This window comes from Sporosarcina sp. USHLN248 (genome assembly GCF_037144575.1).
Taxonomy (GTDB): Bacteria; Bacillota; Bacilli; order Bacillales_A; family Planococcaceae; genus Sporosarcina; species Sporosarcina contaminans.
In genome coordinates this window covers 1-25,976 of sequence record NZ_JBBCZC010000022.1, presented here as the reverse complement: position 1 = coordinate 25,976, position 25,976 = coordinate 1, and the positions used below count along the sequence as shown (strand labels likewise).

Genomic DNA, 25,976 nt, shown 5'->3' with positions numbered 1-25,976 from the left:
GGGGATCATTATGTTTTCATTCAAAATGAGCAGTACATCTGAACTACGATTACTAGAGCCTCGGCATGCGCAGGAATTGTTTGAGCTGACTGACGGCTCACGGGATAGTTTACGGGAATGGTTGCCATGGGTAGACTTCACTCGGACAGTTGAAGACTCGAAAGGCTTTATTGACAGTACGTTAAAGCAGTTTTCCAATCATAACGGCTTTCAGGCAGGCATTTGGCTTGAAGGAAAATTGGCGGGTGTTGTTGGGTTGCACGGGATTAATTGGGCAAATCGATCAACATCAATCGGTTATTGGTTAGGCAAGGAGTTTGAAGGAAAAGGATTAATGACAAAAGCTTGCGAAGCTGTCATCACCCACTGTTTTGAGGAGCTTCAACTCAATCGTATAGAAATCCGGGCGGCGACTGAAAATAATAGAAGTATGGCAATACCAAAAAGGTTAGGCTTCACATTAGAAGGCTGCTTAAAGCAAGCTGAGTGGCTCCATGACAAGTTTGTTGACCACTATGTTTTTGGGCTTGTGAAAGAAGACTGGAAGAAAGAAATGTAAAGGATAGAAGCAGTCCTAAACAATCGAGGATTAGTAGGACTGCTTATCTCTCGTGGGAATTAAAATGGTTGCGATCTGTGTACTTTAGGACTTTCCTTTTCATTCACGATATGTCGCATATGAGTCCGTTCTTATAGCGACAAAGTCGATTTACATCCGGCCGGATTTGAAAATTGAGTAAATGAGATATAAAAATAGTAAACTGGCAATGATAGATCCAGCTTCGATGATAGGCAATCGCCAAAGCATATTCGTTTCGCCTGAAATGGAAGCACCTACGATCAAGCCAACCATGAGAATGCTGAATGATAGTAAAATGATGCTGAATGATAGTCGGTTACTTACTTGATCGAGCCTTCGCAAAATCATTTGCACTTGTGGAATATGAATGTTCATTTGCAAATTCCCTTTTCGGATCAACGTTGATAGTTCTTTCAAATCCTTTGGGAAATCTGTAAGAATTTCAATATTTTCTTTCCAATGCAAAAGTGATTTGCGCAAAACATTTTTCGGGCTATATCGCTCCATTATTAATTTTTTGCCAAAAGGTTCAACAGCACTCATAATGCTGAATCCGGGTGCCAATTTTGTAATGAACCCTTCGAGCGTCAGGATCGATTTCCCTAAAATCGTAATTTCCGTAGGAATTTGAATGCGATGTCTATAAGCTATCCGAAACAAATCAAGGAAAAACGCCCCCGGTTTGATTTCTTCAAATGGAACATTATAATATTTCGATTGCAGATGGTCGACATCTTTTTTGAATGTCATCATATCTGTGTCGTCTGATAGAATGCCCATAGCGTCCAATGTTTTGATCATATTTTCAGTGTTGCCTTTCCTCAATTGGATGATGAGCGTAGCGAAATGATATTTCATATCATCATCAAGCCGGCCGACCATGCCAAAATCGAGATAAGAGATGACGTTGTTTGGCAATACAAAAATATTGCCTGGATGCGGATCTCCATGGAAGAAGCCGGCCATCAATATTTGATCTAACATGGAGTGGACGATTCGCTCCGCAATCCGTTCACGATCATAACCTTCTGCATCCAGCCTCTCTAAATCATTCACTTTCACTCCGTGAATCAATTCAGTAGTCAACACTTTAGAAGTCGACAAATCCCAAAAGATACTTGGGATATGGACTGTCGGCACGCCCTCGAATTGTTTGGCAATCCGCTCTCCACTGCGCGCTTCCACTCGATAATCCAACTCATCCCGCAATGATCTTGCAAACTCATCAACCATATCTTGCAGACGGTATGCCTCTGCCCAATCCATATTGTCCTCTAAAAAGCGGGCTAAATCGGACAGGATCGTTAAATCTTTATTGACTACGTGATAAATGTTCGGCCGCTGCACTTTCACAGCTACTTTCTCACCTGAAGAAAGGCGAGCAGCATGGACTTGGCCGATTGACGCCGTAGCAATCGGTTCCTTCTCAAATTCAGTAAAAAGTGAGTCGATTGGCATTTCCAATTCAGTTTCTATAATTTCTTTCACTTGTTCAAAAGGAAAAGGGGCAACGTGGTCTTGTAATTTCTCGAGTTCGTCCGCAATTTCAAAAGGAACTAAATCACGCCTAGAGCTGGCGATCTGTCCTAATTTAATGAATGTCGGACCTAACTCCTGTAAGGTAAGGCGCAGTTTCACACCGATATCTTGCATATTCATTACTGCTCCGTCCTTCTTAGAAGAAGTACGATCCGTAATGCCTAAACGAAAAAGAATATGGCTAAAACCATTTTTCAGAAAAGCATTCATAATTTCCCGATAACGTTTCGTATGTCTAAATCTGTTCTGCAGCAATCCGATCCCCCCAATCATTCATCTTTCTTTACCCGTTTTGCAGTATTTTAGATGCTATATTTGATTAAGTATGCAACGATACATTGAAATGGTGCAGGTAATATCAGTTTATCATGAGTTATATAAAGGAGTGTGCATGAATGATAGTAAAATTAAAACGTGCTTATGAAAGAGCATCCGAGGAAGATGGTGTACGTGTGCTCGTCGATCGTGTATGGCCGCGTGGAGTTTCAAAAGAGGAGATAAGGATCGATCACTGGATGAAGGAAATTGCTCCATCAATCGAGTTGAGAAAATGGTTTAGCCATGATCCCGGCAAGTTTGATGAATTTGTGCATAACTATAAAAAAGAGTTGTCTGCAGGCAAGCAGCAGGAGCAATTGAAAAAACTACAGGGCATTGTAGAGGAGAACCGCTGTGTAACGCTCGTATACGGAGCGAAAGATGAAAAATACAACCAAGCTATCGTTTTAAAAGAACTATTGGACGAGCAATGGACGTGAAATCATTGCTCAATCGTTTAATCATGCATTCTCCATATAAATTGTCTCAGCTATCAACGTAAAAACCGGTCCCTTATCGGAACCGATCCAGACTGTAGACAAAGTATCTTTTTACTTTGTCTACAGTCCTTTTAAGGTTTGTAGTCATGAGATAGGTGTTTGCCCAGCTTGACTTGAAAACGCTTGTCAGACAAGGCGCGAAGTCGAGCGAAGACCCGAATAGAACTTAGGTTCATGAGGGGACGAGCGAGACGAGCAACGCAGTATGCGAGCGTTTGTCAACAAGCTGAACCGGTTCCTTATCGGAACCGATCTTCATAATTAATAAACTTTATCGCCATTAAAGATAGAGTTTTTCACGATAACGTAATCGACTGTACGAATAGCGTCCAATTTTGTGCCGCCCGCATAAGAGATGGACGATTGCAAGTCTTGTTGCATTTCAGTTAATGTGTCTTGGAGCTTGCCTTTGTATTCAACATACATTTTTTTGCCTTCGACGTTTTTCTTTTCGCCCTTTTGAAATTCAGAAGCTGAGCCGAAGTATTCTTTATATAATTTGCCATCCTTCTCAACTGTTTTGCCAGGTGATTCTTCGTGTCCTGCGAAGAGGGAGCCAATCATTACCATGGTCGCGCCAAAGCGTACTGATTTAGCAATATCGCCATGTGTACGGATGCCGCCATCCGCGATAATCGGTTTAGTGGCGGCCTTTGCACACCAGCGTAATGCGGCTAATTGCCATCCGCCTGTACCAAAGCCTGTTTTAATTTTTGTAATGCAAACTTTGCCTGGTCCGATACCGACTTTTGTAGCGTCCGCACCTGCATTTTCAAGCTCGCGCACTGCTTCTGGAGTCCCTACATTACCTGCGATAACGAATGTTTCAGGCAAATGCTGTTTAATATGCTGAATCATACGAATGACTGCGTTGGAATGCCCATGGGCAATGTCGATCGTAATATAGTCTGGAACTAACCGATCTGCTGCCAACTTCTCAACGAAATCGTATTCTTCCTCTTTAACACCTACGCTAATCGAAGCGATCAACCCACGTGCGTGCATATCTTTAATGAATTGTACTCTTGTTTCAGGATTAAAACGGTGCATTACATAAAAATATCCTTTTTCAGCCAATTGGACTGAAATCGTTTCGTCTATAATTGTTTGCATATTTGCAGGCACGACAGGCAAGACGAACGTATGCTTACCTAAAGTGACAGAAGTATCACACTCAGAACGGCTATTAACAATACATTTTGCGGGAATCAATTGAATATCTTCATAGTCAAAAACTGTATCCATGAAAGTCACTCCTAAATACGAATGTTTTTAAGTTAAGTATCATGATTGTTCGTACTTATGTAATGTACTCTATTTTTAGAAGTACGTCAAGCATCATTCAGGTGAAAAACATACATTGATATAAAATTAACCAATATTGTTCGGCTTTTGTAGGGAAGCATTCACACATAGCAGTAATTGGACAAGGGGGATAAATACGGTAATAAGGGAAGCTAACGTAAGAAGATTGAGATTTGGCATGTGGTCGTGAGACATCCTGATGATTTATAGTTTTTTATTGATTAAAGGGAACATATGTTTTATTATTGAGATATGGAGGTGGGAAGATGGTCGCTCTGCTTAAGGAAGAGAGAGAAGGGTACGAGATGCACAAAGATGCTATTGAGGCTGCCTTCAAGGAAGGTATAGTTTCAGGTGCTCGGCAAGAAAAGATGTTGACAGTAATGACGATGCACGGGCTTTCGATATCTATAGAAACGATTGCATTATGTACACGATTGACTGTCGATGAAGTGAAAGAAATTCTTACAAAAAACTGGCAATAAAAATGCTGGACTCGGGACCGACGGCACAAAAAGCCATCGTTGCTTTGAGTCCAGCAAATATTCCAATAGATAGAGTCTCGTCACTCGTTTCCGTATTCCAACTGCTTTTCAATTTTGCCGTCCTTTCCGTGAATATAGACCATCGTTCCAGACTGTTCGGCCAATTTCTTTGCTTCGTCAATTGCCTCTTCCTGTGATTTAGCTGTACAAGATAGTTGATCATCGCCTTCTCGTCTGACAGCCCAGCCTTCTTCGTCATGAGGTACGACATGGTATCTTGCATCTTCTGTTCCTGCTCGATCTTCAAAATATTCATCTTGTTCTCGTCGATTTTCTTTCGTCAAATTCATCTACCCTCTTTCTATTAAGTTGTAGTTTTCCTTCCCTTTTTCATTAAACTCAAACGCTTTTACTTATTATGCAAACTTCTCTGCCTGAAAGACGTCAGTATTGTAAAATAGGATGTAGTGCAATAGAAGGGAGCAATCGAATGAGATTTATTAAATTCTTAATTGGCGTCGTCATTTTTATAGGGCTGATTGGGTTTGGTGTATATTATTTCGGTACAAAAATACTTGCAGATCAAGTTATGGATAAAGTGGAAGTTGAATTAGAAGCCAGTGGACAAATGGAAGCGATAAAGCAGGAAGTGCAAAACAATCCTGAAGTTAAGAAATTCCTTGAGGAAGGAAAAAGTGTAGATGAGGCGAAGCTTCCTTTTAAAACAAAAGATGAAGCTATGCGAGTGCTACTTAAAAAATTCAGTTTAAGTGAGTTGAATGATATACAAATAAAAGTAAGAAGCGGCATGACTACAGAAGAACAGCAACAGCTATTTGCTGATTTGCAAAGCAGGCTGACAGAAGATGAGATGACCGCTCTGAAATTATTGGCGTACAAGGAATTGTACGAATAAAAAATAGTGTAGGAAAAGACCAGGGCCATGATACAGGCACCTGGTTTTTTCGTAAGCCGAAGTGTTGGACAAAATCTTTTCATTATGATTAACTATTATAGTTAATTAACCTAACTAACTATTAGAGGTGAGGCATATCAATTCATTACAACAAAACTTTTTCAGTCAGTACGGAAAAGTTTATCGACCGTTTATTCATCAATTAAATGAAAAGCTACATAGCTATGGCTTATTTAATTCTCAATGGGCGATTCTAAGGCTGCTGTCTCAGGAGGGGCAAATGACACCAGCAGAAATTGCCAACAGACAGCAAGTGGAAAAGCCGAGCGTAACGAAAATTTTACAGCGTTTGGCGGAAATGAAGTATGTGGATGCGATGCCAGGCAAAGATAGGAGAGAGAAGCTAATCAGCTTGACCGATCATGGCAGAACGGTTGTAGAAGAAATTACCGTTCAATTGAAGCCATTATATGAGCAGTTATTAGAAGGTGTTGCGGAAAATGAAATTGAAGCAGCAATTGACGTATTGGCGCGTGTACACCAAAATCTGATGAGATAAAAGGGTGAAAGTATGGAAAGAACGAAATTATGGACGAAGGATTTTATTAATATATCAATTATCAATTTTATACTGATGTTGGCAATGTATTTACTATTAGTGACAATGGCGCCTTTTGCTGTTGACGAATTCGGAGCATCAACGAGTATGGCTGGACTTGTTTCCGGCATATTCATCATCGGAACATTAATTGCACGGATTGTTACTGGCGGGTTAATCAACAAAATTGGCAGCAAAAAAATATTGTTTATTGGACTAATTGTTTCTACGCTTTCGACAGCATTATATTTTGGTGCAGTGAACATGCCGTTGCTGCTTGCAAACCGTCTCATCCATGGTATTGGTTTAGGGATTGCTTCAACGGCGACGGGAACGATGATCGCTCAGATTATTCCGCCATCAAGAAGAGGTGAGGGAATCGGGTATTTTAGTATGAGTACAGTGTTGGCGACTGCAATTGGACCTTTTTTAGGCATTTTCATAAGTCAGCATTACCCGTTCAATAGATTATTCATTCTTTGTCTTGTTTTGAGCATAGCAACGATCGCAATGTTTTTCTTTGTAAAAGAAATAGAGCGCAAAACAGTAGAACAGAAAGCTGAAGTTGCAAAAAAACGGATGGGCCTATCGGATTTCTTTGAAAAAAGAGCAATTCCAATTTCAATCATTACGTTATTTGTTGCCCTATCCTATTCTGGGGTCTTATCGTTCATGTCCTTTTATGCAAATGAGTTAGGCGTTGTTCAAGCCGCAAGTTTCTTCTTTCTTGTCTATGCAATTGTCGTCCTGTTATCCAGACCGTTTTCCGGTCGTTTATTGGATGAGAAAGGGGCAAGATTCGTTGTCATTCCATCGCTCGCATTTTTTACGATCGGCATGGTTCTATTAAGCCAAGTCCATGGCGGATTGATGTTGCTGCTATCGGGAGCAGTGATTGGGCTCGGTTATGGCAACTTCCAATCGATCGCCCAAGCGGTTGCGCTGAAAGGGATAGAAGTCGAGCGGATTGGCATAGCCACATCCACTTTTTATATCTTTTTAGACTTTGGCTTAGGATTCGGACCATATTTTTTAGGTTTTTTAATACCGAGTATCGGCTATCACGGAATGTATGAACTATTGGCGATTGTCATCTTGCTTTCGCTAGTCAGCTTCATTTTCATGTCACGGCGCAAGGACAAGTCAGTAGAAAAAGCAATATAAAAAAAGCGAAGGAAGATAGGTTTCCTTCGCTCTTTTTACATACTTACAATTTACCCCACTTTAACTTCACTCATTAAAGCATGTGTATTGTCCTCGCTATCTTTGAAGAATGCCATCCATGTTTCCGTATCTCCCATTTTAGCTACGATATGTGGCTTATCGATAAATGAAACGCCTTTACTCGTTAATTCATCGTAAGACTGCTGAATGTGTTCTACATGAAAATAAATGACAGAGCTGTGATGTGCAAATTCTTCTTTTTCCGGTAAGCTTACTAAAAGTCGGACGCCATCACATTCAAAGAAAGCCATTGTTTCTGTATTGAAGTACAAAGGAAGCTGCAGCTTGTCCTTATAAAATTCAGTTGCCCGTTCAATGTCCTTTGCCGGAACTGCAATTTGTCCGATTCGATTCATTTTCCCCAAAATTTTTCCCCCATTCATTTTATTCGAATAAAAATAATTAGAATAATCAAAGTATAGCATAACGCCTTTCTACATCGGAAGACTTAATGAAATTCCGACTGAAGATTGTTATGAAAATTTCGAATGATTGATACGATAGCAATCAATGAAAAGGGAAGGAAGGGGCTTCAAGTGTATATCTTGAAAACTATTTTGCGGAAGAAGGTATTGGTCGGATTATTGGCCTTTTTAGTCGTAACGTTGGGGTGTTACGCAATTGTAAAGTTAGATAAGGAAATTTTGCCTTATGTCGCCGTAGATGTAGCTTACGTTCAGATGGATACAGGGGATACTGCAGCTATCGATGTTGAGCAGAAAATTATTAACCCGTTAGAGCAACGGCTCAATGCAATTGAAGGTGTGGAAGAAATTGTATCTCGTGTCAGTTTAGGCAGAAGTGAATTACAAATAACATTGGAGCGGGGCCGTGGCGATGAACTTGTCAAAGATGTGGAACTGGCAGCCAATAGCATAAAGGCTGAACAGCCGGAAATTAGGGAAATGGCGGTCGGGTTGTTCAGTACAAATCAAGATTATGGTTATTTCATGGATATTACAGGATCTGATCGGAAAGCAATGACAGCTTTTGCGACTGATATTCTGAAACCGAGACTTGAGAGCTTGCAAGAAGTGAAGGATGTCCATCTAACGGGGCTATTGGAACATGAAATATCCATACGTTTCGATCAAGATAAACTGACGAAGTATGGCTTGTCGCTTCAACAAATCATTCCGATCATTGCACAGTCTGACAGAGAGGCGACACTTGGCGAGTTACAAGATGGGCAAGAGACATCATGGCTTATATGGGATACAAAATTTAAAAGCAAAGAGGATATCGAGCAAATCGAAATACCAAACGCCGATGGATCCGTTCTTTTGAAAGAGCTGTCCGAAATTTCGTTTGATCCGGTTGAGACATCTTCCTTTGTATGGAAAAACGGCTCTAACAATCTTTTATTCGTGCAAGTAGGAAGCACGTCAAATACGAATCAAATCGACTTGGCGAAAGCAGTTCGTGCAGAAGTAGAAAAAATTCGGGAAGAGGGTCTTGTAGAAGGATTTACGTTGAATGAAATGCTTGCCCAATCTGATTTTGTGCAAGACTCGATCGATGATGTTACAGGCAATATCCTTATCGGTAGCATCGTCGCAATTTGCATTCTCCTATTATTTTTACGGAACATCCGGGCGACGATTATTATCGGCATTTCGATACCAACTTCCGTGCTACTGACATTTTTGGCGATGTTCGTTTTAGGTTATAGCCTAAATATGCTGACGTTAATCGGTCTCGGCCTCGGAGTAGGTATGATGGTAGACTCTTCAATTGTCATATTAGAATCAATATATCGTCAGCGAGAGTTGGGCCTCAGCAATCGGGAGTCTGTTCTTGTAGGTACGAAGGAAGTTGCTGGGGCTGTTCTATCCTCGATGTTGACAACAATCGTCGTATTTTTGCCAATCGGTTTTATTGGCGGAGAGATGGGTTTGTTTATGGTTATATTGTCAATCGTAGTCGCGGTTACCCTCATTAGTTCTGTCGTTGTGGCATTTACGCTTATTCCGATATTGTCCGATCAGTTCCTTCGATTTAAAAAGCGCAACTATCGTGAGAACCGTTTCTTAAAAAATTATGAAAAAGTTATTTCATGGATTGTAAGGAAGAAAAGAAGGAGCGTTTTCATCATCGTGTCTTTCTTTGCATTGTTCGTTGGTTCGCTCCTGTTAGTGAACCGCGTTCCGATGACGGTAATGCCCGATATTTTCAATAGGTATACGGAGTTGCTTATTGAATTAGAGGAAGGTGTTACTTTGGATGAAAAGCAGCAGGCTATCCGTAAAGTGAATGCAGAATTAGAGAAGATTGACGATGTGGAGACCGTGTACTTGCTTGATAATGGGGATATGATCGCTGCCATTATCAATATGACGAAAGGAGAGGAGATTCAAAAAGGGCAAAAAGAAGTGAATGAAGAAATTACTTCATCTTTACGTTTGTTAGTTGATTCTACACCAATTAAAAGTGTGCAGAGTTCGTTGGAAGGATTTTCGGAAGCTCCTGTCCAAGTGCTTGTAAAAGGGGATGACTTCGAACAATTACAGCAATCAGCCGGTGCGTTTATGGAAAAAATCAAAGAGATTGAAGGCATTGTCGGCATTCGCAGTACAGCAGATTATACTTCGGCAGAAGAGAGGATCGTTCTAAAAAACAAAGCGATACGAGAAGCGGGGCTTATGAGCGATGAAGTTAGACAATTTATTGAGCAAGCGTTCATACGTATGCCTATCGGTGAAGTCCGAATCGACAAAGAGTCCGTGCCGATCATCATCGGTTGGGCAAACCAAACAGCGACGGCGCAGGAGTTGCTCAACTTGGAAATTCCAACAGAAAGTGGTAGTCAAAAGCTTTCTTCGCTTATTGAGTTGAAGACCGTACAAACGCCAAATGAAATCGCCCACTTGGATGGGGAGCGCTTCATAGCCATTTCCGGAGAGATTGAAGGAAGAGACTTAGGAGCAATTAACCGAGATGTTCAAAAAGTGATTAATGAGTTCGAGATTCCTGCTGGCTATACGTTAATGACTGGGGGGGACCTTGAGCAGCAACAGCAATTAGTGATCGAAATGTTGATGGTGATAGGTGTTGCACTTTTCCTTGTTTACCTAGTAATGGCAGTCCAATTCAATCATTTAGGACATCCGATTATTGTCATGTCCATCATTCCGATGGCAATAATAGGAGTTATTGTCGGCTTGTTCATTACACAAATGGAACTAAATCTATTGTCTGCGATGGGGATAGTTATGCTGATCGGCATCGTCTTGAACAATGCCATTTTACTCATCGATCGAACAAAGCAATTGCGTGACGAGGGGTTATCCGTAGAAGAAGCCCTAATAGAAGCAGGAAAAAACCGGATTAGGCCAATTTTCATGACAACATTGACAACGGTAGGCGGGATGCTACCGCTTGCTTTATCAACCGGCATATCAGGCAACTACCAAGGACCGTTAGCTGTTGTGTTAATTTCCGGTTTATTATTTGCGACTTTCATTACGTTATTGCTAATTCCTTCTATCTATCGAGTATTTACATTTAAAGAGAAGGTGAAACAGAAGGAAAGCTTTGCAATAGGAGTGAAAAGACAGCCCGTAGCTAGTCGATATTCACGTTCAGATCAGTAAAGCAAATCGTTGCTTCGCAATTGCATTCGTGTAAGCGCTGTTCTACACTTTTTGTAAATCAATTGCTGAAACGAGAGATGTACATGAATGAACAACAATATGACAAACAGCTCGGCATTAAGACTGCAGGAATGTTGGAGATTTCAGGCCAATCTGTGCACTACAACCGCTATGAAGCGACACCGTATGAAGCATTAACCATGTTAGGCGATAAATATGCATTGAAGCAGATTGACAGTGTAGTCGACTACGGCTGTGGGAAGGGTAGGGTCTCCTTCTATTTGCATAACCGTTTCCATTGCTCGGTGACAGGCATTGAGATGAACAGGCAACTTTATCGCAGTGCAATCGATAACTATCTTCACTACCGAAAAAAGAAGCGGGAGAAAGGCGGTTTCATTGCGTTTGAGCATTGTTTTGCTGAAAATTACGAAATTTCTTCCGAAGACAATCTATTTTATTTCTTCAACCCGTTTTCAGTTGAAATTTTTATGAATGTCGTTCGTAAGATTGTAAGCTCGGTGGAACAACATCCGCGTGATGCCGATCTTATTCTCTACTTTCCTACGATCGATTATGTAGAGTATTTGGAACGGCAGACGGTGTTTACGCTCTATAAAGAAATTAAAGTGGATCGCTTGTATGAAAAAAATGACAATGAGCGGTTTTTAATCTACCGGTTGATAGGCAAGTGACTTAGACTGCCTTCCACGTGGCAAGCGTTTTCAAGCCAAGAAAGGTAAAATTTTATCCCATGCAAACCTTCAAATGACTGTAGACAAAATAAAAAGATACTTTGTCTACAGTCTGGAACTCCGCAAATCTGCGGAGTTTTTATTTTCCGTGAAAATAAGGATTGTATATGCGCCATTCTAAAGTGATTATGCGTTTTGTGGGCAAGTTATGCATTTTTTGAATGTGATTATGCGTCGTTGAGGGTCGTTTTGCACAGTATTAATAGGTTTATGCGTTATTCTTTGATTTTATGCGTGTTGAAAGTAAATTTTCATACATAGATTTGGAGTGGAAGCTCATTTGTTTTATTTCAATAAATGCATCGCTGCTTCCGCTTCTTGCCAAGGGACTGTGTAGCCTTTGCCTTTGGCGCAAAAGATGGAGGCGGATGTATATTCGGGATCAGCATCTTTGTTATAGCCAATTTGCTCGATGATCTCATAGGTGTTGTGGCATTCGTCATAGCCGCCGAATTGCAAGGAGAGTGCACCTCTTCCATTTGTATAGGAAGTGAATGCAGTGCTATAGTGCATAAAAGTTGCTACGGGCACTCGCCCTTTGACAATCATTTTTTCACCGACTGTAACTGGTGCATCAAAGCTGCCAGATGCTTGCTGAATGTCGGAAAGCACTCTTCCGATATGGTCTATGCTGACTTTAATTGTAAAATCGTAATAAGGTTCTAACAGAACATTGTCGGCTTGTTCTAACCCTTGCCGCAACGCACGATATGTCGCTTCACGGAAGTCTCCTCCAGCTGTATGCTCATTATGCCCTCTGCCGTTCAACAATGTCACTTTCACATCAGTAAGGGCAGAGCCGGTTAATAAACCATGATGATCGCGCTCAAACAGGTGATGGCGTATAAGGTTTTGATGTCCAATCGATAGGTCGTTTGGATGGCAAATCGTTGTAAATGAAATGCCGCTGCCCCTGTCGGCAGGCTCCAATTTCAAATGGACTTCCGCATAATGCCGAAGCGGTTCGAAATGGCCGTATCCATTGACGGAAGATCGGATAGTCTCTTTATAAATAATTTTAGGATCGCCAAAAGTAATATGATAGCCGAATCGATCGAGAACAATTTGCTGCAATACCTCAAGCTGCATCAATCCCATGACGTGTACTTGAATTTCTTCTGTTTGTTTTTCCCATGTCACATGCAATGAAGGATCCTCGGCATCCAATAACTTGAAGCATGTCAGCATTTCTTTTACGTGGATGGAAGGATCGAAAATGACGGTTGACGTTAATGTCGGAATCAAACCAAAAACCGCCTTGTCTTCGCATGTTCCTAATCCATCTCCGGCTGCCGCCTCTGATAAGCCTGTGACAGCAACGATTTCTCCGGCTACTGCCTTCTCTGCTGTCGTGAACTTATTGCCGTTATACATACGTATTTGCGTAATTTTCTCTGTTCGTTCTCCGTAGGAAACTTCATCCCTGACGTGCAGAGTACCTTGCAGTATTTTCATGAATGTAATTCGGTTTCCATTCTCGTCGTGTCGGATTTTATAAATGCGGCCCCCGAATTTCCCGGTTTCATCATACATCGTTTCGGTCAGCATATGGAATTTCTCAAAAAATTCAAGTACGCCAATATCTTTTAACGCTGATCCGTGAGCAATCGGAAAAAGCTCACTGTCTTGGATAAGCCGTTTCATGCTGTCCAGCCATAGCTCTTTGTCATAGCCGCTTTCCATATAATGTTCGAAAAGGGTTTCATCCAGCTCGGCTATGTCTTCCACAAGTGGATTGTCCATAATTCCTTCATGGAAATCCGCTAAGCTGCATACATTTGCCGTTAAATCGATTTTAATATTTTCAATGACGGCATCTAAATCGATGCCATCCCTGTCGGTTTTATTTATAAAGAAAAAGGTCGGCACTTGATGTTTTCGCAAAAGTTGCCAAACCGTTTCTGTATGGCCCTCGATGCCGTCCGCTGCACTAATGAGGATGATCGCATAATCCAACACTTGAATCGATCTTTCCATTTCAGGCGAGAAATCGATATGCCCGGGTGTGTCGATGAGTGTATAGGAAGCATCGCCATAAGTAAACATCCCTTGTTCAGCAAAAACGGTAATGCCCCGGTTGCGCTCGATTGTATGATGGTCGAGGAAAGTGTCTTGATGGTCGACGCGGCCTCTTTGACGAATGCTTTTCATATGAAACAATAATTGTTCAGACAATGTCGTCTTGCCCGCATCGACATGTGCCAATATCCCGATTGTTTTTTGCACGTAAATCACCCCGGAATAATTGTATCTTATTTTCGCAATGGCAGTCTACGGATCCTTGGTCCGAACCAATACAATAGTTCCATGACGAGCGCTGCAATGATGCCCATGAGCAATCCATTAGATAGAAGCGGCTGGACGAGTTCCGGCAATGTTGAAAAAACTGATGATGGAAGTGTCATAATGCTTAGTCCCAACAATGCAGGCAATGCAACGCGGTAAATCGTTTTCGGCTCAAATGAAAGACCTTCCACTGAACGCAATGAGGATCGAAACAATTGTAAATAGGCGACAAAAAGAACGGTGTTGCCAACGCTTTGCGGAATTGTTGAGAAAAAGGCGGTCAATGGCGGGATCATACCAAGAAAAATGAACAGTGCTGCTCCTAAAAAGAAAGGTGCACGTTCTTTAATGCCGGTTGATTGCAAAAAGCCTAAAGAGGAAGCATAGGGAGCATACGGCACTAACCCCAACATACCGGATATCGTCGTCAGTATGCCTGTCAGAAAAAAAGACGAACGATATTGGAAACGGGTCGTTTCCTTTTCATAAATATCTTCAGCGCCTTTCAACGTAGCGACAGTGTTCGTTGTATTCAATAGTCCAGTGACGACGACTGTCAGTACGATTCCCCATTCAAGCGCAGGTTCTCCCCACGGAAACCACTTCAAAAACGGTGTTGTATGTATCGTTTCCTGTGCCTCGTTAGGGAAGATGAGAACAGCGACAATCCAGCCAACGACCATGCCAACTAATAAATTCAAGCTGCTTAAAATCCCTTTCCCTTTCACGTGAACCAATATGGTAAATGCAGCAAGGCAAAAGGAGAAGATAGCCATGTGCACATCAATAGTCTCTCCTGTGTTTAATCCGATCATCCCTTTTAGAAAAATAGAGATTAATTGATTGGCAAGAAGCAATAAAAAGACGAACATGACGGCAGGAGTAAACCAGCGCTTCAAAATTTCCCCGATGCCCATAATGCCGAACAGGGCGACGAGTGCGCCTGCGATCATCGCACCGACAGCGATGCTCCCACCGACAGTTGCAAAATTGAGGTTCATTGCGCTTGCTGTACCAGCCAAGCTTAAAATGACTCCCCACCATAATCCAGATTGGCCTTCCATCAACGCTAGGCGGTGTCCGATAAAACCTTGTAGAATACAAGCGATCCCAGTCAATATGAACGAACGCTGTATGGCGGAGACGATTTCCACTTGCTCTAAATTCAGTGCACCTCCGACAGAAATCGGGATAACGACTGTATTGGCAAACATGAAGAACAGCCATTGGAAGCCCGCCAGTAATGTCACCGAAAGGCGTAATTGATTTGTTTCCAATTGCTTTCCCTCCCGTCTGAAAAAATGTAATTTGCGGACAACTATACCATAACTATGATGCGGATGAAAGATACTTCTATCTATTTTTCATATTTTACTACTGTTCGAAGAGTTTAGACTGTACAATTAATGAAAAGGGGGGAGAACGGATGGGAAGGAAGTATAGCAAAGCTGAAAATAGCTGGATGTTTTATGATTGGGCAAATTCGGCGTACTCGATTATTATTACGACGGCCGTATTTCCGCTTTACTACAAATCTGTAGCTTCAGAAGCAGGTGTTAGTGCAACAAATTCGACTGCTTATTTAGGATACACGGTTGCAATTGCAACATTTATATTGGCGATGATCGGCCCAATTTTAGGGACGATTGCGGATTATAAAGGACTAAAAAAGAAATTTTTTATAGCGTTTTTCTTAATGGGTTCTTTGGCTACGATTTCTTTGGCATTTGTTCCGGGTGATACATGGTTGCCGCTATTAATCATCTATACAATTACTGCTGTGGGTTTTCATGGGGCAAATATTTTTTACGACGCTTTTCTTGTTGATGTTGCGAAAGAGGAACGGATGGATGAGGTATCTGCCAGAGGTTTTGGCTTAGGGTATATCGGCAGCACGATTCCTTTTATTTTAAGTATTGCCATTATTTTGTTGGCACAAAAGGAACTCATTCCGATCGGTGCATCGATGGCAAGCAAGATGGCTTTCATCATCACGGGGATTTGGTGGTTTACGTTCACCATTCCGATGCTGAAAAATGTTGTTCAAATTCACTCGATTGAAAGAGAACCTAATTTAATAGCAGGAAGTTTTAGGCGTCTAGGCGGCACTTTTAAAGAAATTCGTAAGTATCGGCATGTTTTCATTTTTCTTTTGGCGTATTTCTTTTATATCGATGGCGTTGGCACGATTATCTCAATGTCAACCTCTTATGGAAAAGATTTAGGTATTAATGATGTAAGTCTTCTCATCGTTTTGTTCGTCACACAAGTAGTTGCGGCGCCATTTGCTATACTTTATGGTAAATTGGCACAAAAGTTTTCGATTAAGATCATGTTGTATGCTGGTATTTTCGTTTATATCATCGTTTGTATTTATGCATTCTTTTTATCTACTACGCTTGATTTTTGGATCTTAGCAATGCTTGTTGCTACTTCGCAAGGAGGTATTCAGGCGCTGAGCCGTTCTTACTTTGCGCAGTTAGTGCCGAAGGAGAAATCGAATGAGTTTTTCGGTTTCTATAATATTTTTGGTAAGTTTGCAGCTGTCATGGGGCCATTACTATTAGCATTGACTACACAGCTTACAGGAAATTCCGCATATGGGGTGTTCAGCTTAGTCATTCTGTTTATAATAGGCGGTATTTTACTGAAGATGGTGCCAAAGCCTGTGAGCGAAAATGTAGTTTGACGAATGAAAAAGACTATCGGAAAAGCCTTTCCGGTAGTCTTTTAGCATGTTATTTTGGTTCGATGCGTTTCATTTGTAAAATACGGAAACCGTTTTTCTCTAATTTCTCACGTAATTTAACCATATCCTCGTCACTTCTATCTTTTTCAAGAGTAAGGACAACTCTGCGTGCAAGAGCGGATCCATTGTCCAATGTCAGCATGCCTTCGATATTTTCATCTTTTAAAGTTGTAGTTAACTTCCGGATCATCCCTCTTGCCTCCGTTGAAGCTAAGGTAATGTTAATGCCGCCTGTTTTCAGTCCGAATGCATCTTCCAATACACTTTCGACCTGGTTATGGGTCAAAATGCCAAGCAGTTTGCCGTTTTTAACAACACTAATGAATGGCAATGCTTTAATATGCAGGAGTGCTTTTAAAAAGGACTCATCTTCTCCGATATAGACATCACTATGTTCGATCAATGGATCAATTGAGTTATTCGGATCGCCCTTTTCTTCGTACAAATAAGATAGTAGATCGACTTTATAAATCATCCCGACATAATTGTCTTCTTCATCCACAACCGGAATGCAGCGGTAGCCAGTTTCATTAATTTTCGATAATGTTTCAGCTACAGTTTGGTTTGCATTGACAGTAGCAACTGCCAAGCGTTCTATCGTCAAGTCTCTAATATGCATATAATGGCCCCCTGTTATTAAGAGTTTTTTATTTTTACATAATTTTTCGTTTACTTATCAGTCTATTATAATAGAAAAATAGGTAATGTACAATAAAATTCATATGAGACAAAGGAGTCTGTTATGGAAGCTTTAAATTTACATTCTTTATTGGACGTTGTAGGAGAATTGTTTGCGGATGAAATATCCATAGCCGTGACTAATACAAAGGAATATATTTATTATCGCCCAAGCAAACGGATCGATTTGAAAATAAGGAAAGGCGATTCTGTCCGTGAAGGAACGATTGCTTATAAAGCATTGAAAGAAGAGCAGAAAGTCTCGGAATTTATAAATCGAGATGTTTTTGGCGTGCCTTATCATGGAATGGCAGTGCCCTTCCATCAAGACGGTGTACTGCAAGGCTGCGTCATGGCGATTTATCCTGCCTATACGGAAGGAAAATCCGTCGTAACGTTGAAAACGCAGGATGGTTGGGTGCCTGTCCCGTTTTCAGAAGTAAAATATATTGAAGTAAAGGATCGCAAAACAATCGTCGTGGCAGATCGTGTAAGCGGAACGCATAGAAACTCATTACAGCATTTGGAGTATGTGTTGCCGCATGATTTATTTGTCCGTTGTCATAGATCGTTCATCGTCAATGTTAATCATATCACAGCAATTTATCCTGATACGCATTCGACGTTTTTACTATCGATGGATAATGGAGCTAACATTCCAGTCAGTCAATCGTATTCGAGCTATTTTAGGAAATTATTAGGATTTTAACTGAGTGTAAATTCATGCAGAAATTTGCTGGAATGGACGTCTCTATATCGTCTTCGTCTTGAATTTTCGTATTTTAACCCGTATTCCCCTTAATTTGTTACGAATCGTTTACGATTATCTAAAAGTTAAGAAAAGGGGCGGGTGTTGAATGGTACACCATATGGATCGCATCAGAATGGAAAAATTAAAAGACGTGGTCATTTCACCTGAAGAGGCAGCGTCCTATATTCAAGACGGCATGACATTGGGGTTAAGCGGTTTCACACGTGCGGGTGACGCGAAAGCGGTTCCAATGGCTTTAGTAAAGCGTGCAGAAACTGAAAAATTCAAAGTGAACGTATTTACAGGAGCCTCCTTAGGTTCTGATATTGATAAATTATTTACAGAAGCGGGCATTATTCATAAGCGTTTGCCATTTCAAGCTGAACGCACGATGCGCAATGGCATTAATAACGGTGAGCTATTGTTCGTTGACCATCATTTATCTCACACGGCGGAGTGGATTCGCGCTGGTGTCATAGAGCCTATTGATTTTGCAATTTTGGAAGCGGTTACAATTACGGAGGATGGCATGATAATTCCATCCACTTCTGTCGGAAATTCATTGACATTTGCGAAGCATGCCAAATCAATCATTGTCGAGATCAACATAGCGCATTCTACTAACTGGGAGGGCATTCATGATTTATACGAGCCTGAGAAACAGGGCGAACGCAGTCCGATTCACCTAACGAAAGCAGATGATCGGATTGGCAAGATAGGTATCGAGGTGGATGTGAATAAAATAAGAGGGATTGTTTTCACAAATCAGCAAGATTCAGCATCGACGATTACGAAGCCTGACAGTGATACGGAAGTGATGGCGGAGCATTTATTGACATTTTTACGTTCTGAAGTGAAAGCAGGTAGATTGACGAATAAACTTGCGCCTCTTCAATCGGGCATTGGTTCTCAGGCGAATGCGGTATTGCATGGCATGCTGAATTCGGAATTTGAAGATCTTGAAGTGTACTCAGAAGTGCTGCAAGATGCTGTTTTTGATTTGATTGACGCGGGCAAAGTCCGTTTCGCTTCGTGTGCATCGATTACTTTGTCACAAGAAAAAATGGATCAAGTATTTAATAATTTAGATAAGTATCGGGATAAGTTGGTTATGCGTCCTCAGGAGATATCCAACCATCCGGAAATGATTCGCCGATTAGGCTTGATCTCCATTAATACAGCATTGGAGCTTGATATTTATGGAAATGTTAATTCTACTCATGTGACGGGGACGAAAATGATGAATGGCATTGGCGGCTCAGGAGACTTTGCGAGAAATGCACGACTTGCTATATTTGTGACCAAATCGATCGCTAAAGATGGCGATATTTCCAGCATTGTTCCGTTCGTCTCCCACGTTGATCATACCGAGCATGACGTAGACGTTATCGTGACTGAGCACGGCTATGCGGACTTGCGCGGCTTGGCGCCAAGAGAGCGTGTCGGACTCATTATTGGAAACTGTGCGCATCCGATGTACCGTGAGCAACTATGGGAATATTATCATGAAGCAGTACAGCGCGGCGGACAAACACCGCATGTATTAGAAAAGGCATTCTCTTGGCATCTTAACTTAATGCAGCATGGAACGATGCATAAAGAGCGACTAGTAAAAGCATAACTATATATGTAGCAAGGAACCCCTTGTTGACATAGATAGCTCATCCAATCAAACTGCCAAAGAAAGGGCCTCCAGCAATCGCCGGAAGCCCCTTTCGATTAATTGGCGCTTAATAATCGATGGAGTACTCCTAAAAATGAAGTCTCAGCGATTAAAAATTGATGCTGTGCGGCCTATAGCAGTGGTTCCAGCGCCTAAAATTCAATGCAGCGCGCCTATAACTGGCATACCTCTGTCTAAAATTCGAAGCCGTACGCATTTGCCGGTGTTCCAACGTCAAAAACCGATGGAGTGCTCTTAAACGATCGAGTTTCACGTCTATCAACACTGTGTCCTCTTTAAAAATTTAATGCAAGGACCTCAATACCCCAGCTTGGGCTACATCAATTTATCAATGAACGCTGTCGCAATCCCAAAGTAGATGAGCAACGATAAGATGTCGTTGACCGTCGTAATGAGCGGACCAGATGCAACAGCAGGATCGACTTTGAATTTATTCAAAATCAGTGGAATGATTGTCCCCGCCAATGTCCCAATAATGAGTGTTGCCACTAAAGAGGAGCCTACGACAAGACCTAAAATAAAGTTGCCTTGCCAGACATACGCAATAATCGAGATGATAAGTCCGCAAATGATACCTAATGTAATTCCTACTAAAAGTTCGCGGAAAATCAATTTTAGTGCACTCTTAAAATTTATTTCCTCCGTTACAAGTCCTCTGACGACAACCGCCAATGATTGTGTGCCTGTGTTTCCGGTCATGCCGGCGATTAGCGGCATGAAAAATGCCAATGCAACGACTGCTTCAAGTGTTGCCTCGAAGCGAGAAATAATGCTGCCTGAAACGAGTCCGATGAACAGCAGTATAATAAGCCACGGCAGTCTCCTATAAGCAGCGACGAGCGGTTTTGTGTGGAAATCAATCGACTTTCCTGAAGCAAACAGCATTTCAATATCTTCGTTTGCTTCTTGCACGACGATGTCTAACATATCATCTGCCGTAATAATGCCGACTAACACATTATCATCATTGACGACAGGCATGGAAAAGAAGTCATGGCGTCCGATCATTTTCGCAACCTCGTTCTGTTTTGTCAGTTCATGCACCTTTACAATATCACTCGTCATCACATCTGTGATCCTGTCGTCCGGGTCCGATAAAAGCAAGTCACGATATGAAGCGACGCCAATCAACTCTTTTTCATCATCAATAACGTATACATAGTTCAAGTAATCAGCGAAATCAATGAAATGCTTCAGCTTTTCAACGGACTTTTTCACTGTATACGATTTGTGAACCCATACGTATTGGCTAATCATTAATCGACCTGCTGTTTTTTTCGGATACTTCATTTTCTTGCGAATTGCTTTCTTTTCTTCCTCCCGCATTTCACCGATGAGTTTTTCAACCTCTTTGTCAGGCAGATCTGTTAATAAATACGCTAATTCATCACTCTTCAAAGCTTCCAATAATTCAATTGATCGGACAGGCCCAATCTTTTTAAGAATACGGACCTGTTCCTCCCGCGTGACGTATCTAAGAAGGGACACCAATTGATCTATGGAAAGCCATTCTAAAAATAAGATTCTTCTTTTTTTAGGCAAACCCCTGTATTGGACAGAAACCTCATAAGGAGTTAGTTCTGCAATGATTTTTTCAAAAGTATCTTTCTGTCCTTCCTTCATGACATGGACCATCGCCCTTGATATATTTTCCCGATCGCCATTTAACGCCATATGAATCCACCTCACTTCTGTAATTATTGTTTTGCTTTTTCCTTATTCCCTCGAATCAAGTATGCAAACCGCACTCTTATTTCCAAGAAACGATGTTTATAGCTTCATAGGGTAGGGAACGGAGTTAGTAAGCGGAAATTAAGAATCAAATTGCTGGTTCGTAAAAAAAGGGAGTTTTATTTTATGGGAAAAATGAAGACGCTTTTATTTTTAGCAGTAGCTGCAATGGTTATATTGGCAGCTTGCGGAAATGCAAAAAGCGATTCGAATGCAAAAGGCGAAGACAGATATGAACTTGTCAATAAAGGGAAATTGACGTATGCGGCGAGTGGCTTATACAAACCTTTCAATTTTGAGGAAAACGGTGAGTTGACGGGTTTTGATTTTGAAATTGGTGCAGCGATTGCAGAAAAGATGGGGTTGGAGCCGAATCCGGTTACGAATCCTTTTGAGACGATTCTTCAAGGTTTGGTGGCCAATAAATACGATGCGATCATTGGCTCAATGGCTTATACAAAAAAACGAGCCGAGCAAGCGGCTTTTACACAGCCCTACTATTACTCCGGTGGGATGATTTGGATCGCGAAAGACAATAACGACATTACATCTCCTGACGATCTGAAAGGAAAGAAAATTGGTGTTGTCGCTCAATCGACGTATGAAGAGCCTGCCAAAACCCTTTCTGATGACTTGCAATATTACAGTAGTGATGTAGTGGCGCTGAAGGACTTAACGGTAGAAGGCAGATTGGATGCAGTTGTAACGTCCGACATCGTCGGCTTTGAAGCAGTTGACAACGGTTTTGATATAAAGGAAGTTGGCAGCCCGCTTTGGGTTGAACAGCCTTCTATTGCCGTGCGGAAAGATAACGAAGCGCTTCGCGACGCTATTGACGAAGCATTGCAGGAGTTAATTGACGAGGGAACATACGACGAAATCTCACAAAAATGGTTCGGCCGTAATTTATTGGAAATGGATTTAGAGGATGCGGAACTTCTTGAGTAACCTACATTTTAAGACGAAAAGAGGGTGTGACTCGTGCCGGAAATATTGATTACATTATCCGATGTTTTCATGCGAACGTATGAAGGATTCCTGAAAGCGGCGCTTGTCACATTAAAGATAACGGCAATTGCTATAGTATTAGGGACAGTTTTTGGCATCATCTTCGCGTTAATGAAAATATCAAGATCAAAAATTTTACAAACGATCGCAAATCTTTATATAACACTTATTCGCGGGACACCGCTCATCGTACAAATTATGTTTTTGTACTATGGAATTACATCGATCATCGTGCTGTCCAACTTTTGGGCTGGTGCGATTGCGTTAGGTGTTCATAATGGTGCCTATATTGCGGAAATTTTTAGAGGAGCGATACAAGGGGTGGACAAAGGACAACGGGAAGCAAGCTTAGCGTTGGGCATGAATCGTACCGAAACGATGAGGCGTATTATATTCCCGCAAGCTTTGCGACGCGCCATTCCTCCTTTAGGTAACCAATTCATTATTACATTAAAAGATTCGTCCTTAGTTTACGTCATTGGGGTGACAGAACTGTTTGGTCTTGCGAACCGTGAAGCGGCATCTTCCTTCCAGCCGTTTGAAACATTCTTAGTTGTTGGGCTTTACTATCTCGTCCTCGTCCTCATTTTCACGGCTTTGCTGAAATGGTATGAAAACAGACTAAATGTGGATGGTTCATAGGAGGGAACGTATGATTACTACAAAAAACTTACACAAATCATTTGGAGACCTTGAAGTACTAAAAGGGATTGATGTCCAAGTTAAACCTGGTGAAGTCGTAGTCTTAGTTGGTGTCAGTGGTTCGGGAAAAAGTACTTTTCTGCGCTGCTTGAATTTCCTTGAAGTGGCACAGGAAGGAGATATTCTTGTTGATGGGCGCAAAATCGACCGGAAGAAAGACGATTTGTCGAAAGTACGCGCAGAAGTCGGAATGGTATTCCAGCATTTTAATCTATTTCCGCATAAGACAGTGCTCGAAAATATTATTGAAGCGCCTGTCATTGTTAAAAAGATCGATAAAACGGAAGCAAAAAAGAACGCTCTCACTCTATTAGAGAAAGTCGGTTTGTCCGACAAAGCGGAAGTGTATCCAAACAAACTGTCAGGTGGGCAAAAGCAGCGGGTTGCCATCGCACGGGCGTTAGCTATGGAACCCAAAGTGCTTTTGTTTGACGAACCGACATCCGCATTGGACCCTGAACTTGTAGGAGAAGTGCTGCAAGTTATGCAAGACCTTGCCGACGACGGGATGACAATGATTGTCGTCACCCACGAAATGAAATTCGCCAAAGAGGTCGCCAGCCGTATCATTATGTTAGACGAAGGGCGCATAATTGAAGATGCCGACCCCGAAACTTTTTTTAACCATTCCACAAACGAAAGGACACAACAGTTTTTGGAAATGGTAAATGTGTGAATGAAAAGCAGCTCTCTTTTGTATAGGGAAGCTGCTTTTCGATTTGCAAAATATGACTGTAAATTGCATTTTGCATTTTTTGTGGTTTTTCTAACGAAGTTTCATGAGTATAAAATCAAATTGTGAAATAGTCAGTATTGTGCCATAATTATTAGTGAAGGTATAATGAAAAAAGTATTGTCCAAATAGCTGTCGTGAGAGGTAATCTTCATACAACCTACTAACGTTACCAACAACATCGCAATATCCCTCAGTATTTACACGAGCAATCACCATAGATTCGAAACTATAGACTAATTATTAGGTCATCGGCTTTTATATTTTGTATAGATATAAGAGAGGAGGTCTTTACGACATTTAAATGCCTATTTGTGGAGAGTTATTTGAAGCATTATAGCCATTCAGTTAAGACTTAAAAATTTGATTTTCATACTATAAGCAGGAGGGGATGAGGGTGATTGACCGAATACTTTATGTTGAAATTCCAGTGAAAAATATCCCGTTTTCTTTGAATTGGTATTCCGAAGTATTACAGTTCCAAAAAGTTTGGCACAGCATGGAAGAAAAGCTTGCGCAATTAAACCTACCTTCTGGACAAATGCTGTTTCTATCGGAAACGTCAGATAACACTAACGCAAATTTTAGTAAAAACGGAGAGGAGCATAGTGTCATCGGTTTTCAAACGAAAGATATAAATGAGCTGTACAATACTCTAAAAAAAAGCGGTGCAACAGTAGAACCATTGGTAATCGATCCAGAAGGATATCGTTTTTTGCATTTTTATGATCCGGATGGAAATCGTTTAACCGCACTATGCGATTCTATAGGAGATGAAATATGAGCACTATTGAAAATAAAATTGGCACTGTCTTTTTGCCGGTAAGCAATATTGAAGAGTCAAGAGACTGGTATTGTCGTCTTTTGGGGATTCAACGAAAAGGTGATATTCAATTTGGGCATTTGTATGTTATTGAGTTGGAAGGAGTTAATCTCGTCTTAGACCAAAAAATATTTCAAAAAACCGGACCGTTGCAAGCGCCCATGTTTCATTTGAATGCTGTAGACATTGAAAAAGCATACAATGAATTGAGAGAGAGCAATGTAGAAGTAACGACAACTATCCAACACGGCCATTGGTTTAATTTCAAAGACCCAGATGGCAATGAAATTATGGTGTGTCAATGTTAGAAAGGGACAAAATGATCCTTTGTGAATCGTGGTCCGAATCCAATAATGAAACGCTGAATATGGATGAAAAACAATGTTGCAATCTCATGGGAGATGGTCCCCCTTATTTACAATAACTCCTATCAAGATGCATATTTTCAAAGCTTTATAAAAAGTGAATGAAGGATTGAAGGGGTATTTAGGCTGTTTGAATATTGAAACTCAATATTTGTCTTCCCTCTATAAGATAAGAAGGAGAAGAAAGGGAGGCTATTGGTAAAAAGAAAATGATTATCAATGGGGGATAGCAATTTTTATCAAAAAAGTTTTTTATGGAAAGAAAAGTATTGCTCTATCATTAATTGTTTTAAGTATGTTAATAGTGGGGTGTTCTCAAGAGGAACAGAAAGATCAAAACATCGAGCTGATCGAATCGTTTTTAGAGTATGACTTGATTGCACCGAATGAAGAGGCGATACAAGCGAACGATGAGCTTTGGAAATGGTTGGAGAAAAATGATGATGGGACGCCAAGTGAGGAATATGAATCGTTCTTAAAAGAAACATATGGAACCTATTTAACGGAAAGCGGCTTGGAACATTTCAAGACAACAGGTCAGGTTGGATTGTCAACACTAAACTGCACAAAAGTTTTAAGGTCTGCCTGCGTTTGCAGTTGCGACTTGACAGCGAGCCTCTACGGGCATGACTTCCGAGCCAGGACGCCAGCTT

General features: G+C 41.1%; 25 protein-coding genes. 17 read left to right on the top strand and 8 right to left on the bottom strand.

Annotated elements, in window-relative coordinates; translation table 11 throughout:
* Positions 1 to 10: 10 nt before the first annotated feature.
* A complete protein-coding gene (locus WFH04_RS10490) occupies positions 11 to 559 on the top strand; it encodes a GNAT family N-acetyltransferase (protein WP_336823996.1) in 549 nt (182 codons plus the stop codon).
* A 150-nt stretch (positions 560 to 709) separates the two neighbouring features.
* Here WFH04_RS10490 and WFH04_RS10485 read toward each other — a convergent pair whose 3' ends face one another.
* Entirely contained in the window at positions 710 to 2,374 is a 1,665-nt protein-coding gene (locus WFH04_RS10485) for an ABC1 kinase family protein (RefSeq protein ID WP_336823995.1), read from the bottom strand.
* Between the two features lie 140 nt (positions 2,375 to 2,514).
* Here WFH04_RS10485 and WFH04_RS10480 point away from each other — a divergent pair, with 140 nt between their 5' ends.
* A complete protein-coding gene (locus tag WFH04_RS10480; protein ID WP_381480462.1) occupies positions 2,515 to 2,877 on the top strand; it encodes a DUF488 domain-containing protein in 363 nt (120 codons plus the stop codon).
* Positions 2,878 to 3,198: 321 nt separating this feature from the next.
* On the opposite strand, the gene guaC is transcribed toward WFH04_RS10480, so the two are convergent.
* Positions 3,199 to 4,182, bottom strand: coding sequence for a GMP reductase (gene guaC, locus WFH04_RS10475; RefSeq protein ID WP_336823994.1), 984 nt, complete (start codon positions 4,180 to 4,182; stop codon positions 3,199 to 3,201).
* A gap of 326 nt (positions 4,183 to 4,508) precedes the next feature.
* Here guaC and WFH04_RS10470 point away from each other — a divergent pair, with 326 nt between their 5' ends.
* Positions 4,509 to 4,727, top strand: coding sequence for a hypothetical protein (locus tag WFH04_RS10470; RefSeq protein WP_336823993.1), 219 nt, complete (start codon positions 4,509 to 4,511; stop codon positions 4,725 to 4,727).
* An 80-nt stretch (positions 4,728 to 4,807) separates the two neighbouring features.
* Here the strand turns inward: WFH04_RS10470 and WFH04_RS10465 are convergent, their stop codons facing one another.
* Positions 4,808 to 5,077, bottom strand: a complete 270-nt coding sequence (locus WFH04_RS10465) for a DUF2188 domain-containing protein (protein ID WP_381480460.1) — start codon at positions 5,075 to 5,077, stop codon at positions 4,808 to 4,810.
* A gap of 140 nt (positions 5,078 to 5,217) precedes the next feature.
* Here WFH04_RS10465 and WFH04_RS10460 point away from each other — a divergent pair, with 140 nt between their 5' ends.
* The 3 genes from WFH04_RS10460 (at position 5,218) to WFH04_RS10450 (ending at position 7,405) form a co-directional block, all read left to right on the top strand.
* On the top strand, positions 5,218 to 5,643 hold the full coding sequence (locus WFH04_RS10460) for a hypothetical protein (RefSeq protein WP_336823991.1): 426 nt from the start codon (positions 5,218 to 5,220) through the stop codon (positions 5,641 to 5,643).
* A 127-nt stretch (positions 5,644 to 5,770) separates the two neighbouring features.
* Entirely contained in the window at positions 5,771 to 6,202 is a 432-nt protein-coding gene (locus WFH04_RS10455) for a MarR family winged helix-turn-helix transcriptional regulator (protein ID WP_336823990.1), read from the top strand.
* A gap of 12 nt (positions 6,203 to 6,214) precedes the next feature.
* On the top strand, positions 6,215 to 7,405 hold the full coding sequence (locus WFH04_RS10450; RefSeq protein ID WP_336823989.1) for an MFS transporter: 1,191 nt from the start codon (positions 6,215 to 6,217) through the stop codon (positions 7,403 to 7,405).
* A 50-nt stretch (positions 7,406 to 7,455) separates the two neighbouring features.
* On the opposite strand, the gene WFH04_RS10445 is transcribed toward WFH04_RS10450, so the two are convergent.
* On the bottom strand, positions 7,456 to 7,821 hold the full coding sequence (locus tag WFH04_RS10445; protein WP_336824030.1) for a VOC family protein: 366 nt from the start codon (positions 7,819 to 7,821) through the stop codon (positions 7,456 to 7,458).
* Between the two features lie 180 nt (positions 7,822 to 8,001).
* Between WFH04_RS10445 and WFH04_RS10440 the strand changes: the two genes are divergently transcribed.
* Both WFH04_RS10440 and WFH04_RS10435 read left to right on the top strand, forming a co-directional pair.
* Positions 8,002 to 11,058, top strand: coding sequence for an efflux RND transporter permease subunit (locus WFH04_RS10440; protein WP_336823988.1), 3,057 nt, complete (start codon positions 8,002 to 8,004; stop codon positions 11,056 to 11,058).
* An 83-nt stretch (positions 11,059 to 11,141) separates the two neighbouring features.
* Positions 11,142 to 11,753, top strand: coding sequence for a class I SAM-dependent methyltransferase (locus tag WFH04_RS10435; protein ID WP_336823987.1), 612 nt, complete (start codon positions 11,142 to 11,144; stop codon positions 11,751 to 11,753).
* A gap of 345 nt (positions 11,754 to 12,098) precedes the next feature.
* Here WFH04_RS10435 and WFH04_RS10430 read toward each other — a convergent pair whose 3' ends face one another.
* The gene (locus WFH04_RS10430) at positions 12,099 to 14,039 is read right to left on the bottom strand and encodes a GTP-binding protein (protein WP_336823986.1); all 1,941 of its coding nucleotides are present in this window, start codon (positions 14,037 to 14,039) and stop codon (positions 12,099 to 12,101) included.
* A 26-nt stretch (positions 14,040 to 14,065) separates the two neighbouring features.
* Entirely contained in the window at positions 14,066 to 15,376 is a 1,311-nt protein-coding gene (locus tag WFH04_RS10425; RefSeq protein WP_336823985.1) for a uracil/xanthine transporter, read from the bottom strand.
* A gap of 149 nt (positions 15,377 to 15,525) precedes the next feature.
* Here WFH04_RS10425 and WFH04_RS10420 point away from each other — a divergent pair, with 149 nt between their 5' ends.
* Positions 15,526 to 16,788, top strand: coding sequence for an MFS transporter (locus tag WFH04_RS10420; RefSeq protein WP_336823984.1), 1,263 nt, complete (start codon positions 15,526 to 15,528; stop codon positions 16,786 to 16,788).
* A gap of 49 nt (positions 16,789 to 16,837) precedes the next feature.
* Here WFH04_RS10420 and WFH04_RS10415 read toward each other — a convergent pair whose 3' ends face one another.
* A complete protein-coding gene (locus WFH04_RS10415) occupies positions 16,838 to 17,467 on the bottom strand; it encodes a CBS domain-containing protein (RefSeq protein WP_336823983.1) in 630 nt (209 codons plus the stop codon).
* Between the two features lie 123 nt (positions 17,468 to 17,590).
* On the opposite strand from WFH04_RS10415, the gene WFH04_RS10410 reads away from it, so the two are divergent.
* Both WFH04_RS10410 and scpC read left to right on the top strand, forming a co-directional pair.
* Complete coding sequence (locus WFH04_RS10410) at positions 17,591 to 18,235, top strand: LytTR family DNA-binding domain-containing protein (protein ID WP_336823982.1); 645 nt, start codon at positions 17,591 to 17,593, stop codon at positions 18,233 to 18,235.
* 148 nt (positions 18,236 to 18,383) lie between these two features.
* The gene (gene scpC, locus WFH04_RS10405) at positions 18,384 to 19,898 is read left to right on the top strand and encodes a succinyl-CoA:acetate CoA-transferase ScpC (RefSeq protein ID WP_336823981.1); all 1,515 of its coding nucleotides are present in this window, start codon (positions 18,384 to 18,386) and stop codon (positions 19,896 to 19,898) included.
* Between the two features lie 378 nt (positions 19,899 to 20,276).
* Here scpC and mgtE read toward each other — a convergent pair whose 3' ends face one another.
* Positions 20,277 to 21,635, bottom strand: coding sequence for a magnesium transporter (gene mgtE / locus WFH04_RS10400; RefSeq protein ID WP_336823980.1), 1,359 nt, complete (start codon positions 21,633 to 21,635; stop codon positions 20,277 to 20,279).
* A 183-nt stretch (positions 21,636 to 21,818) separates the two neighbouring features.
* Between mgtE and WFH04_RS10395 the strand changes: the two genes are divergently transcribed.
* From WFH04_RS10395 to WFH04_RS10370, 6 genes are all read left to right on the top strand, one after another.
* A complete protein-coding gene (locus WFH04_RS10395) occupies positions 21,819 to 22,640 on the top strand; it encodes a transporter substrate-binding domain-containing protein (RefSeq protein ID WP_336823979.1) in 822 nt (273 codons plus the stop codon).
* 69 nt (positions 22,641 to 22,709) lie between these two features.
* Positions 22,710 to 23,342: an amino acid ABC transporter permease gene (locus WFH04_RS10390; RefSeq protein ID WP_381481232.1), complete on the top strand. Its 633-nt coding sequence runs from the start codon at positions 22,710 to 22,712 to the stop codon at positions 23,340 to 23,342.
* 10 nt (positions 23,343 to 23,352) lie between these two features.
* The gene (locus tag WFH04_RS10385) at positions 23,353 to 24,078 is read left to right on the top strand and encodes an amino acid ABC transporter ATP-binding protein (RefSeq protein ID WP_336823977.1); all 726 of its coding nucleotides are present in this window, start codon (positions 23,353 to 23,355) and stop codon (positions 24,076 to 24,078) included.
* A 454-nt stretch (positions 24,079 to 24,532) separates the two neighbouring features.
* Positions 24,533 to 24,919: a VOC family protein gene (locus WFH04_RS10380; protein ID WP_336823976.1), complete on the top strand. Its 387-nt coding sequence runs from the start codon at positions 24,533 to 24,535 to the stop codon at positions 24,917 to 24,919.
* Positions 24,916 to 25,266 (top strand): VOC family protein, encoded by a 351-nt coding sequence (locus WFH04_RS10375; RefSeq protein ID WP_336823975.1) that lies wholly within the window; start codon positions 24,916 to 24,918, stop codon positions 25,264 to 25,266. The genes WFH04_RS10380 and WFH04_RS10375 overlap by 4 nt, the downstream gene beginning before the upstream one ends.
* A gap of 361 nt (positions 25,267 to 25,627) precedes the next feature.
* Positions 25,628 to 25,976: hypothetical protein (locus tag WFH04_RS10370; RefSeq protein WP_336823974.1), on the top strand; the 349-nt coding region annotated here is incomplete at its 3' end.

Coding starts and splice junctions, on each gene's coding strand:
- WFH04_RS10490 (WP_336823996.1), top strand. CDS start 11: ATGTTTTCATTCAAAATGAGCAGTACATCTGAACTACGATTACTAGAG.
- WFH04_RS10480 (WP_381480462.1), top strand. CDS start 2,515: ATGATAGTAAAATTAAAACGTGCTTATGAAAGAGCATCCGAGGAAGAT.
- guaC (WP_336823994.1), bottom strand. CDS start 4,182: ATGGATACAGTTTTTGACTATGAAGATATTCAATTGATTCCCGCAAAA.
- WFH04_RS10470 (WP_336823993.1), top strand. CDS start 4,509: ATGGTCGCTCTGCTTAAGGAAGAGAGAGAAGGGTACGAGATGCACAAA.
- WFH04_RS10465 (WP_381480460.1), bottom strand. CDS start 5,077: ATGAATTTGACGAAAGAAAATCGACGAGAACAAGATGAATATTTTGAA.
- WFH04_RS10460 (WP_336823991.1), top strand. CDS start 5,218: ATGAGATTTATTAAATTCTTAATTGGCGTCGTCATTTTTATAGGGCTG.
- WFH04_RS10450 (WP_336823989.1), top strand. CDS start 6,215: ATGGAAAGAACGAAATTATGGACGAAGGATTTTATTAATATATCAATT.
- WFH04_RS10445 (WP_336824030.1), bottom strand. CDS start 7,821: ATGAATCGAATCGGACAAATTGCAGTTCCGGCAAAGGACATTGAACGG.
- WFH04_RS10435 (WP_336823987.1), top strand. CDS start 11,142: ATGAATGAACAACAATATGACAAACAGCTCGGCATTAAGACTGCAGGA.
- WFH04_RS10420 (WP_336823984.1), top strand. CDS start 15,526: ATGGGAAGGAAGTATAGCAAAGCTGAAAATAGCTGGATGTTTTATGAT.
- WFH04_RS10415 (WP_336823983.1), bottom strand. CDS start 17,467: ATGCATATTAGAGACTTGACGATAGAACGCTTGGCAGTTGCTACTGTC.
- WFH04_RS10410 (WP_336823982.1), top strand. CDS start 17,591: ATGGAAGCTTTAAATTTACATTCTTTATTGGACGTTGTAGGAGAATTG.
- scpC (WP_336823981.1), top strand. CDS start 18,384: ATGGTACACCATATGGATCGCATCAGAATGGAAAAATTAAAAGACGTG.
- mgtE (WP_336823980.1), bottom strand. CDS start 21,635: ATGGCGTTAAATGGCGATCGGGAAAATATATCAAGGGCGATGGTCCAT.
- WFH04_RS10395 (WP_336823979.1), top strand. CDS start 21,819: ATGGGAAAAATGAAGACGCTTTTATTTTTAGCAGTAGCTGCAATGGTT.
- WFH04_RS10390 (WP_381481232.1), top strand. CDS start 22,710: ATGCGAACGTATGAAGGATTCCTGAAAGCGGCGCTTGTCACATTAAAG.
- WFH04_RS10385 (WP_336823977.1), top strand. CDS start 23,353: ATGATTACTACAAAAAACTTACACAAATCATTTGGAGACCTTGAAGTA.
- WFH04_RS10375 (WP_336823975.1), top strand. CDS start 24,916: ATGAGCACTATTGAAAATAAAATTGGCACTGTCTTTTTGCCGGTAAGC.